The 17,243-nt window shown below is 74.3% G+C and carries 18 protein-coding genes; 14 read left to right on the forward strand and 4 right to left on the reverse strand.

Annotated features, from left to right (window positions below):
• The 7 genes from MNY60_RS20630 to MNY60_RS20660 form a co-directional block, all read left to right on the forward strand.
• On the forward strand, positions 1–906 hold a 906-nt coding region (locus tag MNY60_RS20630; RefSeq protein WP_242361712.1), incomplete at its 5' end, for a hemolysin family protein.
• 109 nt (positions 907–1,015) lie between these two features.
• Positions 1,016–1,519, forward strand: a complete 504-nt coding sequence (locus MNY60_RS20635; protein ID WP_242357028.1) for a hypothetical protein — start codon at positions 1,016–1,018, stop codon at positions 1,517–1,519.
• 75 nt (positions 1,520–1,594) lie between these two features.
• A complete protein-coding gene (locus tag MNY60_RS20640) occupies positions 1,595–2,902 on the forward strand; it encodes an MFS transporter (protein ID WP_242357030.1) in 1,308 nt (435 codons plus the stop codon).
• A gap of 134 nt (positions 2,903–3,036) precedes the next feature.
• The gene (locus MNY60_RS20645; RefSeq protein WP_242361714.1) at positions 3,037–4,839 is read left to right on the forward strand and encodes a HEAT repeat domain-containing protein; all 1,803 of its coding nucleotides are present in this window, start codon (positions 3,037–3,039) and stop codon (positions 4,837–4,839) included.
• 9 nt (positions 4,840–4,848) lie between these two features.
• Positions 4,849–5,799: a ParA family protein gene (locus MNY60_RS20650; protein ID WP_242340724.1), complete on the forward strand. Its 951-nt coding sequence runs from the start codon at positions 4,849–4,851 to the stop codon at positions 5,797–5,799.
• 2 nt (positions 5,800–5,801) lie between these two features.
• Entirely contained in the window at positions 5,802–6,851 is a 1,050-nt protein-coding gene (locus MNY60_RS20655; protein WP_242356671.1) for a hypothetical protein, read from the forward strand.
• A gap of 244 nt (positions 6,852–7,095) precedes the next feature.
• Positions 7,096–7,302 (forward strand): hypothetical protein, encoded by a 207-nt coding sequence (locus MNY60_RS20660; protein WP_242340726.1) that lies wholly within the window; start codon positions 7,096–7,098, stop codon positions 7,300–7,302.
• A 33-nt stretch (positions 7,303–7,335) separates the two neighbouring features.
• Here the strand turns inward: MNY60_RS20660 and sthA are convergent, their stop codons facing one another.
• The gene (gene sthA, locus MNY60_RS20665; RefSeq protein WP_242356668.1) at positions 7,336–8,784 is read right to left on the reverse strand and encodes a Si-specific NAD(P)(+) transhydrogenase; all 1,449 of its coding nucleotides are present in this window, start codon (positions 8,782–8,784) and stop codon (positions 7,336–7,338) included.
• A gap of 54 nt (positions 8,785–8,838) precedes the next feature.
• On the opposite strand from sthA, the gene dapC reads away from it, so the two are divergent.
• From dapC to radC, 6 genes are all read left to right on the forward strand, one after another.
• Complete coding sequence (dapC, locus tag MNY60_RS20670) at positions 8,839–9,990, forward strand: succinyldiaminopimelate transaminase (protein ID WP_242356666.1); 1,152 nt, start codon at positions 8,839–8,841, stop codon at positions 9,988–9,990.
• Complete coding sequence (locus tag MNY60_RS20675) at positions 9,987–10,811, forward strand: 2,3,4,5-tetrahydropyridine-2,6-dicarboxylate N-succinyltransferase (protein WP_242340729.1); 825 nt, start codon at positions 9,987–9,989, stop codon at positions 10,809–10,811. The genes dapC and MNY60_RS20675 overlap by 4 nt, the downstream gene beginning before the upstream one ends.
• Entirely contained in the window at positions 10,808–11,911 is a 1,104-nt protein-coding gene (dapE, locus tag MNY60_RS20680) for a succinyl-diaminopimelate desuccinylase (protein ID WP_242361716.1), read from the forward strand. Before MNY60_RS20675 ends, dapE begins: the two co-directional genes overlap by 4 nt.
• Before the next feature lie 54 nt (positions 11,912–11,965).
• Positions 11,966–12,586, forward strand: a complete 621-nt coding sequence (locus MNY60_RS20685; RefSeq protein WP_242340731.1) for a hypothetical protein — start codon at positions 11,966–11,968, stop codon at positions 12,584–12,586.
• Between the two features lie 104 nt (positions 12,587–12,690).
• Complete coding sequence (locus MNY60_RS20690) at positions 12,691–13,326, forward strand: YceI family protein (protein WP_242340732.1); 636 nt, start codon at positions 12,691–12,693, stop codon at positions 13,324–13,326.
• A 225-nt stretch (positions 13,327–13,551) separates the two neighbouring features.
• Entirely contained in the window at positions 13,552–14,238 is a 687-nt protein-coding gene (gene radC, locus MNY60_RS20695; RefSeq protein ID WP_242340733.1) for a DNA repair protein RadC, read from the forward strand.
• Positions 14,239–14,304: 66 nt separating this feature from the next.
• On the opposite strand, the gene MNY60_RS20700 is transcribed toward radC, so the two are convergent.
• Both MNY60_RS20700 and MNY60_RS20705 read right to left on the reverse strand, forming a co-directional pair.
• Positions 14,305–15,030, reverse strand: a complete 726-nt coding sequence (locus tag MNY60_RS20700) for an NAD(P)-dependent oxidoreductase (RefSeq protein WP_242340734.1) — start codon at positions 15,028–15,030, stop codon at positions 14,305–14,307.
• A 41-nt stretch (positions 15,031–15,071) separates the two neighbouring features.
• Positions 15,072–15,626, reverse strand: coding sequence for an Rrf2 family transcriptional regulator (locus tag MNY60_RS20705; RefSeq protein ID WP_242340735.1), 555 nt, complete (start codon positions 15,624–15,626; stop codon positions 15,072–15,074).
• A 296-nt stretch (positions 15,627–15,922) separates the two neighbouring features.
• Here MNY60_RS20705 and MNY60_RS20710 point away from each other — a divergent pair, with 296 nt between their 5' ends.
• The gene (locus MNY60_RS20710; protein WP_242356662.1) at positions 15,923–16,126 is read left to right on the forward strand and encodes a ChaB family protein; all 204 of its coding nucleotides are present in this window, start codon (positions 15,923–15,925) and stop codon (positions 16,124–16,126) included.
• 31 nt (positions 16,127–16,157) lie between these two features.
• Here MNY60_RS20710 and MNY60_RS20715 read toward each other — a convergent pair.
• A partial coding sequence (locus MNY60_RS20715; RefSeq protein WP_242361718.1) for a tetratricopeptide repeat protein occupies positions 16,158–17,243 on the reverse strand: 1,086 nt, incomplete at its 5' end.

Below are 17,243 nucleotides of genomic sequence, written 5' to 3' on the forward strand. Positions count from 1 at the left end.
GGCGCGGCGCACGGCGAGATCCTCGCGCTCGCGCTCGCGCCGCCGTTCCTCCTCCTGCGCGCCCTGGCCCGGCCGGCGGCGGTGCTCGTAGGCCTCGCCGCCGGCAAGAACGCCCGCTTCTCGAACCCGCCGCCGCCGCTCGACGAGATGGAGCGCGCGCTCTCCGAGTACGCGCGCGCCCACGGCGCGGGCGGCGGAGCGGCGACGACGACGGAGCTCATCCACGCGGTGTTCGAGTTTCGCGACAAGATCGCGCGCGACGTGATGGTGCCGCGCACCGACCTGGTCGCGCTCGACGTGGACACGCCGGTCTCCGAGATCCTCCGCATGATGGCGGAGGAGGGGCACTCGCGGATGCCGATCTACCGCGGGACCCTCGATCACGTGCTCGGCGTCCTCCACGCCCGCGACCTCGTCCCGATGCTCGCCCACCCGGAGCTCATCGTGCTCCGCGACATCCTCCGCCCGGCCCACTTCGTCCCCTGGTCGAAGCCGGTGGATCAGCTCCTCCGCGAGATGCAGCGCCGCCGGCTCCACATGGCGCTCGTGGTGGACGAGTACGGCGGCATCATGGGCGTCTGCACGCTCGAGGACGTGCTCGAGCAGATCGTCGGCGAGATCGGCGACGAGTTCGAGCAGGAGGAGGGGCGGAGCGTCGAGGTGCACGGCGACGGCACGTTCACGGTGCTCGGCGCGACGCCCATCTCCGAGTTCAACGCCGCCGCCGCCGCCGCCGTCCCGGAGGACCAGGGCTTCGAGACCGTCGCCGGCTTCCTCAACTCGCTCGCGGGCGCCATCCCCGCGAAGGGAGACCGGTTCTTCTGGCGAGGCTGGGTCTTCACCGTCGCGGAGGGCGACCCCCGCAAGGTGACGAAGATCCGCGCGGCGCGCATCAAGCGCGCGTGAGCGGGCGGGCTGCCCGGCGCTCGATCCACGCTGCGGCGGCGAGACGCCCGTCACGACGCGACCCGCGTGCGAGTGGCCGGGCGTGTGCGCCGTCCCTACCTCGTGACTCATGAAGGAACGGAACGGCGTCCGCATCGGGCAGCGCGTGCGGGACCTCGAGGGGAAATCCCTCGGGCGGGTGAAGCACGTGTACGACTGGGGCTTCGACGCGTCGAAGGGGTTCCCGATCCTCTTCCGCAGCGACTACGTGTTCCGCTACGACGAGGTGCGCGGCATGCGGGACGGCGCGCTCGTGATCGCGCGCACGGATCGCGACCTCATCGAGCTGGCGGAGGGCGAGATGCCAGCGTCCTGGCGCATCCCGGCGCCGCCCGGCTTCCCGGGGGTAGCGACGCCGCCGGAGGCACACGCGGTCTTCGCCGGGCTCGCGGCGGCGCGGGCGGCGGGGACGGCCGCGCGCGCGCAGCCGCTCGAGCCCGCCCCATCCACCGCGGCTCCCGTCGAGTCGACCCTCTGGCGCGCGGGGGACGGCGAGCTCGGCGCGGGCGAGGAGCGGCGCTACGCCGAGCGCCGGGGCCAGGGGAGCGACGCCGCTCCGCCCGTCCAACCGTGACGTGACGGTCTGACCGATCTCGGGCCTCGCCGCCGGCGTGGTCCGCAGCCGGTGTCCGCGCTATCTTGCGCGCCCATGACCGACGCCAAGACCCTCGCCCCGGTGAAGCCGTCCGGGGCGTTCCGCTGGCTCGTGCTCCTCGCGTGCAGCGTCGCGATGTTCGGGAACTACTACGTCTTCGACGCGCTGTACCCGGTCACCCCCTTCCTGCAGGAGCAGCTCCACTTCACCGACCAGCAGATCGGGCTCCTCGACACCGCCTACAACGTCGCGGCGCTGCTCACGCTCATCGGCGGCGGGATGCTCATCGACCGGCTCGGCACCGCGCGCTCCGCGGTGCTCTTCGGCGCCGTCGGCGCGGCGGGGAGCGCGCTCATCGCCTTCCTGCCCGCGCTCGTGCCCGGCTCGCCGGCCATCGCCATGGCGGCGGGCCGCTTCGTGCTCGGCGTCGGCTCGGAGCTCTTCATCGTCGCGGCGACGACCGTGGTCGGGCGCTGGTTCAAGGGGAAGGAGATCTCCTTCGCGCTCGCGGTGCAGCTCCTCATCGCCCGGCTCGGCTCGTGGACCGCCGACAAGTCACCGAGCTTCGCGAAGGGGCTCTTCCACGACTGGCAGCCGCCGCTCCTCCTCGCCGCCGCGCTCGGCCTCCTCTGGTTCGTCTTCGCGATCGTGTACGCCACGCTCGAGACGAGCGCGGCGCGCCGCTACGGCGTCGCGACCGCGGGCCACACCGACAAGCTCGTCTGGAAGGACCTCGTCCGCTTCAGCCGCGGCTACTGGTGGGTGGTCGGGCTCTGCGTGGCGTTCTACGCGACCATCTTCCCGTTCCGCACCTTCGCGAACCTGTTCTTCATCCAGGCGCACGGCGTCGCGCCCGACCAGGCCGGCACGCTCAAGAGCTGGCTGCCCGCGGTGTCGATGGTCGGCATGCCGCTCTTCGGGCTCCTCGCGGATCGCATCGGCAAGCGCGCGCTGCTCATGTCCATCGGCTCGGCGCTGCTCGTGCCGCCGTTCCTGCTCATGGCGTACACGCGGGCGCCGCTCGAGCTCTCGATGGGGATGCTCGGCCTCTCCTTCGCGCTCGTGCCGGCGGTGCTGTGGCCGGCGGTCACCTACCTCGTGCCCGACGCGCGGCTCGGCTCGGCGTACGCGCTCATGACGTTCTGCCAGCAGATCGGCTGGGCAGGGATGAGCTGGGGCATCGGCGCCGCGAACGACGCCGCGGGCGCGTCCCCGCAGCACCCCGCGGGCTGGCTCCCAGCGATGTGGATGCTCGCCGCGCTCGCCACCGCCGGCTTCGTCTTCTCGTTCCTCCTCTGGCGCGAGGAGCGGGGACCGAGCGCGCACGGCCTCGAGACGGCGGCCGGCGGCCACGCAGCGTGAACCGACCCAGATCACCGGGAACGCGCGGCCGTCAACAATTTGCCACCCGGATCCCGATCTCGTAAGCTGCGATATCTCCGCAAGATCCTGGGATCAGGACGGGATCTTCGACGGCGATGGGGCAGGGCGGGCGAATGGACGGGGTGGAAGGGGCGAAGACCATCGTCGAGCCGGAGGAGTTCCTCCGCAGCGCGCTCGAGAAGATCGTGTTCTTCGAGTGCCGCGTCTCCCAGCTCGAGAGCGAGCTCGCCGCGGCGCGCACCACCGCGGAGCGCGCGCGCGGCGACGCCGCCCAGGCGCGGCGGCGCGAGGTCGATCTCGAGCAGGCCCTCGCGGCCGAGCGCGGCCAGCGCGGCGACGCGCAGGCCCGGGTGGACGAGCTCGAGGAGCGCGTGCGGCTGCTCCAGGAGGAGCGCGAACGGCTCCTCGGCGGGCTCGTCGAGCGCGCGCGCCTGACCGGGGCCACCGGCGCCGACGGCGCGCCCGGCCCCGAGGAGGGCGGCGCGGACCTCGCCGGCTTCATCGCCGAGCTGCGCGCCGAGATCGAGACGCTCCGCGCCTGGAAGGCGGCCGCCGAGGCGGCCGGTCTCGGCCGCACGGCCGGAGTCGACCTCTCCGCCCCGGCGGCGCACGAGGCCGTGCCCGAGCGCAGGGCCTCGCCGCGGCAGGCCCTCGACGGCCGGACGGGGCCGGAGTCCGTCTCCATGGTCGCCGACCGCTTCGCCTCCGGCGGCCGCATGGGCCTCACCGCGCGCGACAGCGACCAGATGAAGGCGCTCCTCGGCACGCGCGCCGATCGCGCGCTCTACGAGCGCTCCCTGGACGATCTCTCCGCCCCCGAGGCGGGCCGCCGCCTGCGCGCCGTCCGCGCGCTGGAGGCGCTCGGCTCGAAGGCGGCCGCGCCGCTGCTCGCCGCCGCGCTCGGGCGCGAGCCGGAGGCCGAGGTGAAGGCCGCGCTGCTCGCCGCGCTCGCACGCTTCAAGGAGCCCTTCGCGGCCGACCTCGCGGCGCGCGCGCTCGAGGACGCGCGTCCGGCGGTGCGCGTCGCGGCGCTCGAGGCCCTCGCGGCCGTCGCGGCGGACGGCGCCGAGGAGCGGCTCTCCGCGGCGCTCGGCGATCCGAGCCCCATCGTGCGCCGCCGCGCGGCGATCCTCCTCGGGTTCGCCCCGGGCGGCCGCGCCGAGGAGGCCCTCGCCGCCGCGCTCTCCGACCCGGATCGCGGCGTCGCGCGCGCCGCCGCGGCCGCGCTCTCCGGCCGCCCCACCGCCCGCGCGCAGGGCGCGCTCGCGCGGGGGCTCGAGCACCCCGACGCGTCCGTGCGCCGCGCCGCCGCGACCGCGCTCGGCCGGCTCGCCGGGGAGAAGGTGGATGCCGATGCGCCCGCCTCGGCGCGGCGCGCCACCTCGCGCAGGATCGCGGAGAAGCTCGCGGCGATGGGAGGGGAGGAGCTCCGCGCGGCCGTCCTCGCGTCGCTGCCCTCCACGGCGCCGAGCGTCGTGACCGAGACCCGGCTCACGACCCCGGCACGAGCAGTGAGCCCGACCGCGACCCGGCCCGCGGCCCCAACCGCGACCGCGACCGCAGCTCGGCCCACGGCCCAGACCGCCGCGACCCGGCCGGGGACCCCGACCGCCCGGCCCTCCGTCGTGGGCCCCGCTCGCCCTGCGGTTGCGGTGCAGGTGGCCTCGCCGGCGGCGCTCCTCGCGCGCGCCGCAATCGCCGTCGCCACCCTCGAGGACGGCGACGCCGCGCCCGCCGCGAGCGGCGACCTCGGCGCCGCGATCGTCTCGGAGGTCCGCGCCTCGCTCCGCGGCTGCACCGCCGCCGATCTGGCGCGCATGCTCGAGGCCGAGCCTGCCCGCATCGACACCGCCCTCGCCGCCCTCGCGGCTCGCGGAACCCTCGTCCAGCGCGGTGCGCGCTGGTTCATGTGCTAGGGGAACGGAATGGAGAACGTCCGCTACACCGCGAAGCGCCTCGCCGAGATCGTCGGCGTGACCGCGAAGCAGGTCGAAGGCGCGCTCGGGAAGAGGGACGGGTTCGCCCCCGATGACCTCCCCGTGCTGCGCGAGAAGCTGCGCCGCCCGGCCGAGCCGTTCCCGCCGCGCATCCAGCTCTTCCTCAACTTCAAGGGCGGGACGGGCAAGACCAGCCTCTCGTCGTCTTACGCCTACCGGCTCGCGGAGCGCGGCTACCGCGTGCTCATGATCGACCTCGACAGCCAGGGGCACGCGACGAAGTGCCTCGGCAAGGAGGGCGGGAGCTTCGCCCACACGCTGCAGGACGTGATCATCCGCAGGCGACCGCTCGACGAGGTCACCGTCTCGACGGGGATGCCGAACCTCTCGCTCGTCCCGGCGAACCTCACCATGAGCACCATCGACCTCGCGCTCATGCCGCTCGCCGGCCGCGAGTTCCGGCTGCGGAACGCGCTCCAGGGCGTCGCGGGCAAGTACGACTTCGTGGTGCTCGACGCGCCGCCCTCGTTCGGGCTCCTCAACCTGAACGCGCTCATGGCGGCCTCGGACCTCGTCATCCCGGTCCTCGCCGACTTCCTCTCCTACGACGGGCTCCGGCTCCTGTTCGAGACCATCCAGGGGCTCGAGCAGGACCTCTCGCACCAGCTCGAGAACATCTTCATCGTCGTGAACGCCTACAACCAGACGTTCAAGATCGCGCGCGAGGCGCTCGGCGCCCTCCGCCAGCACTACTCGGACTACCTGCTCGACTCCGTCGTCCGCCAGTGCACCAAGTTCGCCCAGGCGTCCTCCGAGGGCTGCCCGATCTTCGGGTACGACCCGGACTCGAAGGGCGCGACCGACATCGAGGCGGTCCAGAACGAGATCCTCGGGCGCATCCGCGCGGGCCTCGCCGAGGCGGGCGCGGCAGGAGCGTAGCCATGCGCAAGGCCTTCGACGCCAACGTCCCGAAGCTGCGGCCCCGCCTCAAGAACGGCGCCGCCTCCGCCGCCGCGCCCGACGCGAACGCTGGCATCGCCGCGGCGGCCGAGGAGGCCGCGCAGGTGAGCGCGTCGATGGCGGCGACCGTGGCGGAGGAGACCGCGGAGGAGACCGCGAGCCCCGCGATGACGATGGAGGAGCCGGTCCAGGCGGAGCTGCCCGCCGCGATCCCGGCGCGAGCCGCGACCCGGTCCGCGCCGGCCCCCACTCCGGCGCCGGTGCCGGCGCCCGCGGTCGCTCCTCCGGAGCGTGGCGCTTCCGCCGTCGAAGCACGGGAGGGAGCCGTCGCGAGCCCCGCCTCGCCGGAGCCCGCGAACGACGTCCTCTCCCGCCGCGACCGCCTCGAGAAGATCAAGCGCCGCGTCGCCGAGGCCGCCCGGCCCACGCCGCGCGTCGATCCCGTCCCGGCCGATCCGGCCCGCGCCGCCGAGAGCGTGCTCGCGCTCGTCCGCGACCTCGAGGTCGAGCTCGTGCGGGCCCGGGAGCGCGAGGACGCGCTGCGGGCGGACCTCGGAGAGGCGCGCACCGAGCTCGGCCGCGCGGCGGGCGAGGCGCGCGTCTCCACCGAGCGGCTCGTCTCCGCGGAGGCGGAGCTCGCCGAGAAGCGCGGCGTGCTCACCGACCTCCTCGGCGAGATGACCGCGCTCGAGGAGGAGCGCGACGAGGCCCTCCGCCGGGCGCAGGCGATGGCCGCCCTCGACGAGGAGCGGGCGCGCCTGCTCGAGGAGGTCACGCGCAAGGCGGACGAGGAGGCCCGGCTCCGCGCCGAGCGCGAGGAGGAGGTCGAGCGGCTCTCCGAGGAGCTCCGCGCCGGCTCCACCGAGAGCGCGCGCCTCCGCAGCGCAGTCGGTGAGCTCGCGCGCGAGCGGGATCAGCTCGCCGGCGAGCTCGATCGGCTGCGCCGCGAGCGGGACGAGCTCTCCGCAGCGAAGCGCGCGCTCGAGCAGGTGCACGCGGCGCTCGCGCAGGCGCGGGCGCGGCTCGGGTAGCTCCTTCGCCTCCGGTGAGGTGGGCCCCCAGGCGCCCGTGTGTCCCGCGCGCCGAGATCCACCCGCATCCCGCGCGGAGTCCCTGCGCTCGCTTCACGGTATGTGCGTCCACTTCGTCGCGGATCGCGACGCCATGCCGCGCCTCGCGGGTCGCGGCGCCGGCGCGATCGAGCGCTAGAATCCGCCCGGCATCGAGGACGGGCGCGCAGCGTCGGCGCCCGCCCGCGGCCGGGGGAAGGAAGAGATGGCCTGCGCTCGCGTGTCGGGATGTCCGCTCTACAAGGCCTTCGCGATGAAGTCGTCGCTCCGCGTCTGGCAGTCGTACTACTGCGACGGCGACTTCAAGCGCTGCGAGCGGCTCCGCCGCTCGACGGCCGGTGAGCCCGTGCCGCCGAACATGCTCCCCAACGGAAGGCTGCTCGACATCCCGATCGACCAGATCGAGGACTGACTCCCGGCGAAGGGGCCGCGCCGGCTCGAGCCGCTACGGCACCTGCGACCGCGACGACGTCGGCCGCTCGAACGGCCAGACGTTCCCCTCGCGCCGCTCGCGCATCCGGTCGAGCGCGTCGTAGGCGGCGTACTTGTAGGCCTCGCCGAGCGTCGGGTAGTTGAACACCGCCTCGATGAAGTACTGCAGGTCGCCCTTGTGGGACATCACCGCCGCGCCGGTGTGGACGAGCTCGGAGGCGTGCGGCCCGATGCAGTGGACGCCCAGGATGCGGCCGTTCTCGGCGTCGGCGATGAGCTTCACGAACCCGACCGCCTCGCCCACGAGGTTCGCGCGCGCGTTCTCGGCGAGGCTGGCGCGGCCGACGACGTAGGCGCGCCCCTGCTCCTTCAGCGTCTCCTCGGTCTCGCCCACCGACGAGAGCTCGGGGATGGTGTAGATGCCCATCGGCAGGATGTTGGACACGCGCTGCTTGAGGATGCCGCCGCAGGCGTGGCTCATGGCGACGCGCCCCTGTTCCATCGAGACCGAGGCGAGGCCGGGGAACCCGATCACGTCGCCCGCCGCGTAGATGTGCGGCACGGAGGTCTGGAACTGGGCGTTCACCTTGAGGAGCCCGCGCTCGGTCGCCTGGAGCCCCGCCGCCGGGAGGTTCAGCGCCTCGACGTTGCCGACGCGGCCCGAGGCGACGAGCACCTTCTGCGCGACGATGCGGCCCCCGTCCTCGAGGGTGACGAGCACGTCCTTCTGGCCCGGCTCGATCTTCGCGGCCCGCGTCTGCTGGTGGAGGTCGATGCCGCTCGACCGGAACACCTCCTCGAGCGCGTGCGACATCTCCGCGTCGAGCCAGGAGAGCAGCCGGTCCTTCGAGTCCACGAGCTTCACGTTCACGCCGAGCGCGGCGAACAGCGACGCGTACTCGCAGCCGGCGACGCCGCCGCCCAGCACCGCGAGGGAGCGCGGCACGCGATCGAGGAGCAGGATCGAGTCGGAGTCGTAGACGTGCGCGTTGTCGATCGGGTACTGCGGCGGGTGGAAGGGGCGGGTGCCGGGGGCGAGCAGGATGACGTCCGCCTGGAGCTCCTGCGTGCCGCCGTCCGGGACCGAGACCCGGATCGTGTGCGGGTCGACGAAGCTCGCCACGCCGCGGAACTGCTCCACGCCCGCGTGGTTCAGGGCGTTGCGGATGCGGGAGTGCTCGCGGCCGGTGACGAGGCCGCGGCGGCCCATGAGCTCGGGGATGGTGACCGTGCCCGAGACGCGGAGCTCGATGCCGTGGGCGTCGCGGCTGCGCGCCTGCTGGATGGCGAGCGCCGTCTCGCGCAGCGCCTTGGAGGGGATGGTGCCGGTGTTGGCGGAGGCGCCGCCGGGGACCGCCTCCTTCTCGATGAGGGCGACCTTCTTGCCGCTGAACGAGGCCTGGATGGCGCCGTTCTCGCCTGCGGGACCCGAGCCGATGACCACCACGTCGTAGCGCAGCATGCGGCCCGCTTATAATGCAGCCTCCCCGGGAGTTCGATATTGTTAGCGGCTCCCGTGCAGAACGCCCCGAAGAACCCCGCCCTCGGCGCCGTCCGCAAGAACCTGATGGTCGAGCTGGACGAGCGGCGACGCGCCCTCACCCGGGCCGGGAAGCGCCTGTTCGACTTCGGGCTCGGCGATCCGAAGGAGCCGACCCCGCCCTTCCTGCGCGAGGCGCTCCGCGCCGCCGTCCCCCAGGTGTCGCAGTACCCGAGCGCGTTCGGCACGCCCGCACTCCGCCGTGCCGCGGCCGGGTACCTCGCCCGCCGCTTCGGCGTCACGGTGGACCCCGAGGCGCAGGTGCTCGCCTGCGCCGGGGCGAAGGAGGCGATCTTCCACCTGCCCCTCGCGTTCGCCGGCGATCCGGCGCGCTGCAAGGTGGTGATGCCCGACCCGGGCTACCCCACCTACGAGGTCGGGGCGCGCTTCGCCGGGCTCGACCCGGTGAAGGTCCCGCTCACCGCGGCGCGCCGCTTCCTGCTCGAGCCCGAGGACGTCGGCGAGGCGGTGCTGCGCGAGACGCTCGTCTTCTGGATCTCCTACCCGCACAACCCCACCGGCGCGGTCGCCCCGCGCGACTACCTGCGCCGGGTGGGGGAGGCCGCTCGCCGTTTCGGCTTCGTGGTCGCCTCCGACGAGTGCTACGCCGACGTCTACTTCGGCGCGCCGCCGCCCTCGATGCTCGAGGAGCAGGTGGAGAACGTGGTCGCGATCCACTCCTGCTCGAAGCGGAGCGGGATGACCGGCTACCGCTCCGGCTTCCTCGCGGGCGACGCGGACCTCATCGCGGTGCTGCGCGCGCTCCGGAGCCACCCTGGCGTCGCCTCGCCCGAGTTCGTCGCCGCGGCGGCGACGGCGGCGTGGTCCGACGACGCGCACGCGGCGGAGCGGCGCGAGATCTTCCGCAGGAAGCGGGACCGGTTCCTGGCGTTCTTCGCCGAGCACGGCCTCCTGGCCGACGCGTCGGAGGCCACGCTCTACCTGTGGGTGCGCGTGCCCGGCGCGGAGACCGCCGCGTCGTACGCGCTGCGGCTCCTGGACGAGGGGATCGTGGTGGCGCCCGGGCCGGCGTTCGGCGCGGGGGAAGGGTACGTGCGGGTGGCGCTGGTGCCGACGCTCGAGGAGTGCGAGGAGGCCATCTTGGCCTGGCGGAAGGTGAGGGCATGAACGACTGGAACGAGATCGAGCGGCGCGTCACGGCAGCGTTCGGCGATCGGCAGAAGCTCGCCGATCCGCAGCACCGCGCGGCGGTCCTCGCGGCGCTGCAGGGCCTGGATCGCGGCGAGCTGCGCGTCGCCCAGAAGGTGGACGGCGAGTGGAAGGTGAACGCCTGGCTCATGCAGGCCGTGAACCTGTACTTCGGCATCACCGGGATGGAGACCCAGGAGTTCGGGCCCTTCCAGACGCGCGACAAGATCCCGCTGAAGCACGGCCTCGAGGAGGCGGGCGTCCGGCTCGTGCCGGGCGGCGTCGCGCGCTTCGGGTCGTTCCTCGAGCCGGGCGCGGTGCTCATGCCCGGCTTCGTGAACATCGGCGCGCGCGTCGGCGCGAACTCGATGGTGGACACCTGGGCCACCGTCGGCTCGTGCGCGCAGGTCGGCCAGAACGTGCACCTCGCCGGCGGCGTCGGCATCGGCGGCGTGCTCGAGCCGCCCGGAGCGCGGCCGAACATCATCGAGGACAACGCCTTCATCGGCAGCCGCTGCATCCTCGTGGAGGGCGTGCTGGTCGAGGAGGAGGCGGTGCTCGGCGCGAACGTCGTCATCACCGCGTCCACGCCGATCATCGACGTGACCGGCGCGCAGGAGGTGGTCTACAAGGGCCGCGTGCCGGCGCGCTCGGTGGTCATCCCGGGCACGCGCCCGAAGCAGTACCCCGCCGGCACCTACCAGATCCCCTGCGCGCTCATCGTGGGCCGGCGCAGCCCGTCCACCGATCGGAAGGTCTCGCTCAACCAGGCGCTCCGCGACTTCGAGGTCCAGGTGTGACGCTCCAAGGCGCACCCGGCGGTGCTCCCGTCGAGTCGCTCGCCCAGCGCACCGCCGCGCTGTGCGGGATGTTCTCGCCCATCGGCCACGAGCGCGCCCTCTGCGACGCGATCGAGGCCTGGGCGCGGGTGCGCTTCCCGCGCGTCGAGCGGGTGAAGGACTCGCTCGTCGTGCGGGTGGACGGCGACGCCGTCCCCGGGCGGCCTACGGTCGCGCTCTGCGGCCACCTCGACACCGTCCCGGTGCACGACGAGGACCGGCACCCGCCGCGCCGGGAGGGCGGCCGCCTCGTCGCGCCGGGCGCCTCCGACATGAAGGGCGGCGTCGCGGTGACGATGGAGCTCGCCGAGCGGCTCCCGCGCCTGGCGCGCTTCTGCGACCTCGTCCTCGTGCTCTACGCACGCGAGGAGGGGCCGTACCTCGAGAACGAGCTCGAGGACGTGCTGCGCGCGCCCGGCCTCCTCGGCGGGGTGGACCTCGCGCTCTGCCTCGAGCCGACCGACAACGTGCTCCAGCTCGGCTGCGTCGGCTCGATCCACGCGACCGTCACGTTCCGCGGCCGCGCCGCGCACTCGGCCCGCCCCTGGCACGGCGAGAACGCCGTCCACCGCGCGGGGGCGCTCCTCGCCGAGCTCCACGGGCGCGCGCCGCGCGAGGCCACGAGCGGCGGCCTCGTGTTCCGCGAGGTGCTCTCCGCGACGCGCATCGAGGGCGGCCACGCGCGCAACGTGGTCCCCGACCGCTGCACGCTGAACCTCAACTTCCGCTTCGCCCCCGACAAGACGCTCGACGCCGCCGCCGCCGAGCTCACCGGGCTCGCCGCGCGCCACGGCGCCGAGGTCGAGCTGACCGATCTGTCGCCGGCCTGCCCCGCCTACGCGGAGCACCCGATCGTGCGTCGCCTCCTCGAGCGGACCGGGATCGGCGTGGAGCCCAAGCAGGCCTGGACCGACGTGGCGCGCCTCGCGGTCCACGGCATCCCCGCGGCGAACCTCGGGCCGGGGGCCACGAGCCAGGCGCATCAGCGCGGGGAGTGGGTGGAGCTCGAGGCCCTCGCGCGCGGGTACGAGCTCTACGAGCGGTTCCTCACCGCAGGGTGAACGGCTCACCCGGGACGCAACCCCGGCGCCGCGCGGGGCTATGATCGCCCTCGCGTGCTCGCTCCCCTGACCCTCGCGCTCGCGCTCGCCGCTGCCGACGCCGCCAGTGAAGGGGCCGTTCCGGCGCCGGCTCCGGCCTCCACCGGGACCGAGTTCGCCCCGGTTTCCTCGTTTTCCTCCCACGCCGCCTCGGCGCTCTCCCCCGGCCGCCTCGGCCTCGCGCGGACGAGCGCCCAGGACGAGTACGGGTGGGAAGGCGGGGCCGAGGACGACGAGGGCGGGCCGCGCCTGTTCCTCACCGCCTGGGGCGGCGAGGCGTTCGATCTCGGCAGCGGCGACAAGCACTCCGGCTCGGCGTTCGGCGGCGAGGTCTCCTACGCGTTCGGCTTCGGCGACCTCGGGCTGTGGGGCTCCGCCTACAAGATCCGGAACGGCGGCCAGGACTGGGCACCCGTCGCGCTCCTGCGGTTCACGAATCGCTTCCAGACGCGGCGCGGGCTCGAGGCGGCGTTCACGTTCGGTGCCGGAGCGGGACGGCCGTCCGACTGGCGCGTCTGGTTCCAGGTGGCGCTCGGGCTGCGCCTCGACCTCGGTCCCATGTTCCTCGCGGGCGAGCTGTCGTTCGAGCAGGACCAGCTCCTGCGCCTCTCCGGCGGCCTCGGCGTGAAGCTCTAGTCGGTCGTCCCCCACCGGGCCGCCGATGGCGGTTGAACCGGAGGGGAGGGGCGTTACATCGACGCGAGGTCGACCTCGCCGATGAACGCAAAGGAGCAGCGCCGATGAAGCACGTCCTCCTCGCCCTCGGGCTCGTCCCGGCCCTCGCCTTCGCGGCGCCGACGACCTGGAACGTCGATCCCGCCCACACCCAGACGAACTTCACCGTGCGCCACCTGGCGATCTCGAACGTGCGCGGCGAGTTCCAGAGCACGACGGGCGTCGTGAAGCTCGACGAGAAGGATCCGGCGAGGTCCTCCGTCGAGGCCACCATCGACGCGAACACCATCAACACCCGGGAGGACAAGCGGGACGCCCACCTGCGCTCGCCGGACTTCCTCGACGTCGCGAAGTACCCGAGCATCACCTTCAGGTCCACGAAGGTCCGGAAGGCCGGCAAGGTCTACGAGGTCACGGGCGACCTCACGATGCACGGCGTGACGAGGCCGGTGGTGCTCGAGGTGAGCGACCTGACGCCCGCGATGAAGGATCCCATGGGGATGGACCGCCGGGGCGTCCGCGCGACGACGAAGCTGAGCCGCAAGGCCTTCGGCCTCGAGTGGAACAAGATGGTCGAGGCGACGCCGGTCGTCGGCGACGAGATCCGGATCGAGATCGACGCGGAGCTGGTGAAGCAGCCGGCGGAGGGCGCGAAGGAGGCGGAGGCGACCCCGCAGCCTGCGCCGGCGAAGGTGGACTGATCGCGCTGCCCGCCGCCGGCCGCCGGACGCGGCTCGACGGGCGAGGCACCCCTCCGGACCGCACGTGACGGCGCCCCGGTCCTCGCGTCCACGAGCCCGAGCGCTCGTGTCCGGGAGGGTAGGCCGCCTCCCGCACGCTCCGTCCGCGCCGCGCCCCTCCCCCTGAACGTCCGGTCACTCCAGAGCGCGATACCTGCCGGCACGTCGGTTGCTCCGGGCGCGCGCATGCCGTCCCTCGCCTCCGACGCGCTCGTTCCGAGCCAAGATCGCCCTCGCGACCGGCTACTCGCCGACGGTCCGCGCGCGCTCTCCGACGCCGACCTCGTCGCGCTCCTCCTCGGCGGCGGCACCTCGCGGCACTCCGCCCGCGCCGCGGCGCTCGCGCTCGTAGAGGCGGTGCCGCTCGCCGAGCTCGCCTGGGCGCCCCCGGACGCGATCGCCAGCGCGCCGGGCGTCGGCCTCGCCCGCGCCGCCGCCCTCGCCGCCGCGTTCGAGCTCGGCCGACGCGCCGCGTGGGCGCCGCCCCGGCGCGGGGAGCGCTGCCTCGATCCCCGCCGCGTCGCGGAGCTCCTTCGCCACGCGGCGCACGCCGAGCGGGAGGGGTTCCACGTGGTCCTGCTCGACGTGCGCGGCCGGCTCCTGCGCGCGGTCCAGGTCGCGGAGGGCTCGCTCGCGCAGTGCCCGGTGTCCCCGCGCGACGCGCTCCGGCCGGCGGTGCGGGAGGGCGCTCACGGGATCGTGTTCGTGCACAATCACCCGAGCGGCGACCCCTCCCCGAGCCCGGACGACGCGGACCTCACCGAGCGCCTGCGGGCCGCGGCCGAGCTCGTGGGCGTGCTCGCGCGCGATCACGTGATCGTCGCGGCGGGCGGCTACTACAGCTTCGTCGAGGCGGGGCGCTGGAGACGTTGACGAGCGGAGGACGGAGAATGCGAGAGCTCGTCGCTGTCAGCACACGGACGCGGCGCGCCGCGTCCGCTATGCCATCCGAAAGCCCGGGTCCCATCCGAGGACGCGGAGGGCCTTTTCGATGTGGACGTAGCCGTCCGCCTCGGCGACGTTGTAGACGCCCGGCTGCGCTCTCGTGATCGCGAGCTGGGCGGCCTTCGCGGCGGCGTCCACATGCACCGGCCCCGCGGGGCTGGGCGCATCGAAGCCCGTTCCGGGCCCATAGAACTTCCCGTAGCGCAGGACGACGCCTTCCAGCGGCGCCTCCAGCACCTGCCGCTCGAGGCTGAGGACGCCGGTCACCGTCCCGCCGTACAAAGGGTGCGTCTCCGGCAGGAGCGGATCCTCCTCGCGGTGCGGCGTGGGGCCCTCGGCGTAGATGAACCCGATGCTCTGGGCGACGAGCTTCCGGGCGCCGGCGCTTACGGCGGCGGCGACGAGGTTGCGCGTGCCCTCGTCCCGCAGGCGCGCGTTGCGCGCGAGGGCGTCGTTCATCCTGCTCGTCTCGAGCGCGTACGGCAGGTCCGTGAGCTGGTGGATGACGACCTCGGGCCGGGCGTCAGCCACGATCTCCCGGAGCGCGACGGCGTCGAAGACGTCCACGACCACCGGCTCGACGCCCATCGCGCGCAGGAGCGGCGTCTTGTCGGCGGATCGTGTGGTGCCCACCACCCGCCAGCCGTCCGCCACGAGGAGGGGCGCGAGGCGCCGGCCGATCGCGCCGGACGCTCCCGCGAGAAAGATGCACTTGTTCATCGAGGCTCTCCTTGTCTACGTTCACTCAGGGAAGATCGAGCTCAGGACTGCCGGGGCTTGGCTGCCCGGCGCCGGCCACTCTCGGCCGCTGTCCGCCCGATCCTGCGCTTCTGGAACCATGCCTCGGCGTCCCGGAGGAACGGTTCCGGCGCCTTTCGCTCGAACTCGTGGCTCAGGTCCGCGATCGTCTTGGAGGCGAGGAAGCCCTGGAGCGCGCCCTCCGCCTCCCTCATGAACAGGTGGATGCGGCACATCCCGGAGACGCTCCAGGCCGGCGGCTCCGCGCCGAACAGCGCGCAATGGCGCCGGATCTCGGCGCACTCGAACAGCGTCCGGCTGGGATCCACGGCCTCGAGCACGTCCCGCACGGAGATCCGCGCCGGCGGGCGGGCGAGCACGAACCCGCCGCGCACGCCCTCGGTCGCCTCGACGAGGCCGGCTTTCTGGAGCCGCGTGAAGAGCTTCGCGAGGAAACGCTCCGGCAGATCCTGGAAGCGCGCGAGATCACGCACGCTGACCGGCTCCGAGCGCGCCGCGAGGACGAGCAGGGAGTGCAGCGCGTACTCGGCACCGGCTCCGTAGAGGGAAGATTTCAACTAGCACCTCACAGGTCGCAGTAATAGCGTCGTCAGCGCGTGCCCGTCAAGGCGTCGTCGCGGCGGCCAGCTACTGAGCTTCGTCGAGGCGGTGGAGGCGGTAGCACGGGCACGCCGCGCTCGGGGCAACCCGAAGGCTTGCGCGGCCGGCGCGCTCGGGAGCGCCGCCTCGACTGGCAATCCGGAGAGCCCGCAGCGCGCCGTAGACTGGCGAGGGCGGCGGCAGGGCACTCCCGCCCGGTGGCCGCCCCCAGGCGAGTGCGACGCGCGGGCGAGGCGTCGAGAGGCGGCGGTCCATGCCTTACGCGGCGAACGAGGACCTTCCACAATCCGTGCGGGCGCACCTCCCGCCCCATGCGCAGGACATCTACCGCGAGGCGTTCAACCACGCGTGGGAGGAATACGGCGGGGACGAGGCGACCGCGCACCGCGTCGCCTGGGGGGCGGTGAAGCGGCTCTACGTGAAGCAAGGCAGCGAGTGGGTGCCGAAGGGCCTCTAGGGGCCGCCGGGACGGCCCTCGGGGAGCGCCGTCAGCGCTTCCGCGCCGGCCTGGAGACCGCGGCGGGGATCTTCTTCGAGCCGCCGCTCGCGACCCGCTTCAGCGCCGGCGAGGGATCGTTCATCGCGACCTGCTTGCCGTCGAACGCCGCGATGCGCTTCGCCTCGGCGGCGTCCTTGGCGTCGAGGCCGGCCTTCAGCGCGCGCACCGCGAAAGGCTTCGCGGCGGCGCCGTCTCCGCTGGCCTGCGCGGCGCGGGCGGCGGCGAGGAGCGCCCGCGCGTCCCGCGGAGCGCTCGCCACGGCGCGCTCGGCGGCGCGGCGCGCCTCGGCGGGCTCGCCGTCGGCGAGCCAGGCCGCCGACAGGAGCGTCAGCGCCGGGACGTCGTTCGGGCGGGCGAGGAGCACCGCGTCGAGCTCGGCGCGGGCAGTGCCGGCGAGCCCGGCTTCGAGCCGCGCCTGGCCGAGCGCGCGGCGCGTCTCGAGATCGGCGGGGTCGAGCTTCACCGCGTCCTGGAGCGGCTCGAGCGCGCCCTTCGCGTCGCCGCGCGCGACGAGCACGCGGCCGAGCCCGGCGAGCCCCTCCGGCGCGCGCGGCTCGCGCTCGATCGCCTCGCGATATGCGCGCTCCGCAGCGGCGAGGTCGCCCTCTGCCTCGAGAGCACGCCCGAGCGCGGCGTGGACGAGCGGCGGCGGCGTGCGCGTCGCGGCGAGCTTCTCGAGGAGCGCGCGGGCGCGCGCTGCCCGGCCAAGCGCGACGTCGCTGAGGGCGTACCAGACCGCGGCCTCGGCCGGCATGCGGCCATCGCGCCCGGTCGCCTCGAGCTCCGCGCGAGCGGCCGCGGGCTGACCGAGCCGCAGGCGGGCGATGGCGCGCTGGATGCGGACGGGGCGGCCGTCGACGCCCTGGAGCGCGGCGAGCGCCTCGGCGGGCTTGCCGCGACCGATGCGGGCGCGGGCGAGGAGGAGGCGGTGCGAGACCTCGCGCGGCTCGAGCTCCACGGCGCGGGCGGCGGCGCCCTCGGCGCGATCCCAGGCGCGCGCCGCGAGGTGCGCCTCGGCGAGCGCGGCGGCGAGCGGCGCGGTCTCCCCGAGCGTCTCGCTGGCGCGCGCGAGGCG

The organism is Anaeromyxobacter sp. SG17, from assembly GCF_022690695.1.
Classification (GTDB): domain Bacteria; phylum Myxococcota; class Myxococcia; order Myxococcales; family Anaeromyxobacteraceae; genus Anaeromyxobacter; species Anaeromyxobacter soli.